The organism is Streptomyces luteolus (assembly GCF_029968015.1).
Classification (GTDB): Bacteria; Actinomycetota; Actinomycetes; order Streptomycetales; family Streptomycetaceae; genus Streptomyces; species Streptomyces luteolus.
In genome coordinates this window covers 1-1,094 of sequence record NZ_JASCIS010000111.1, presented here as the reverse complement: position 1 = coordinate 1,094, position 1,094 = coordinate 1, and the positions used below count along the sequence as shown (strand labels likewise).

Sequence of the window (1,094 nt, the reverse complement as noted above, 5' to 3'; positions counted from 1 at the left end):
AGTCCGGCGTAGGAGGCCAGGTGGGCGGCGGTGGGGAAGCTGGTGCCGTTGCCGACGGTGACCAGCAGAACGGCTGCGGTCCTGACCGCGACCCCCGGCATCGAGGTCAGGACCTGGGAAAGAGGGTGGTCCTCCAGCAGCCGGCCGATCTGGACTTCCAGAGCCCGTCGTTGCTCGTGGACGGCGGCGAGCGAGTGGGCCAGCGAAGGGATCACCACGTCGAGAGTGCCGGTTCCCGGGACCACGACGGTCTGCTCGTCGAGCGCATCGAAGACCTCGTCGATCAGCCGGGTGGCCATCCTGGGCGCTTTGGGCCGAATCACTTCAACGAGCCTGCGGCGTCCGGCTTTTCGCAGGGCGGCCGGGGATCCGTAGCGTTCCAGCAGCCAGGTCACGGCCTGGTGATCGAGCCGGGGCCCCAGGACTCGTTCGAGGCTCGGGTGGAACTGGGCGAGCAGGCCGCGTATCCGGTTGGAGGTGCGGGTTGCCTCGGCCGCAAGGTCCTGGTCGAAGCCGACCAGAACAGTCAGTTCGGCGGTGATCTCGTCGGTCAGTTCCAGCGAGCGCAGCGTGTGCGGCATGGTGCGGGCGGCGTCCGCGATCACCGCGGCGTCCTTCGCGTCGGTCTTGGCCTCGCCCGGGTAGAGATCAGCGATCCGCCGCATCGCCAGTCCGGGCAGGTAGGCCACCTTGCAGCCCGCGTCCCGGGCCACGGTCAGCGGCAGAGCACCGATGGAGGCGGGCTGGTCCACGATCACCAGCACGGTGCCGAACTTCGCGGCCTGCTTGTCGAAGACGGCCCGCAGCCTGGGTTCGCTGTTGGGCAGCTGCTTGTCGAAGACCTTCTTGCCGGCCGGGGTCAGTCCGTGCCCGTGATGGGCGCTCTTGCCGACGTCCAGGCCGAGGAACACACCCACGTCGTCGATGTCGTACAACCCATCCTCCCGAACAGGGTCGGTGTGGCGCTGGCCAGGGCTTCGGCGCCGTACTCGCGCATCCACGTTATGCAGACCTGCCGCCCGCGAACTGCCCGGCGTTGCACCGGACCGGACGGCGGCCGGACCTCTCATCAGCGTCTCCAACGGCACCCCTCG

The 1,094-nt window shown here is 69.0% G+C and carries 1 protein-coding gene; it reads right to left on the bottom strand.

What is annotated here, in order from left to right:
- Positions 1 to 935: IS110 family RNA-guided transposase (locus tag QIT00_RS38695; RefSeq protein ID WP_282540190.1), on the bottom strand; the 935-nt coding region annotated here is incomplete at its 3' end.
- Between the last annotated feature and the right edge of the window lie 159 nt (positions 936 to 1,094).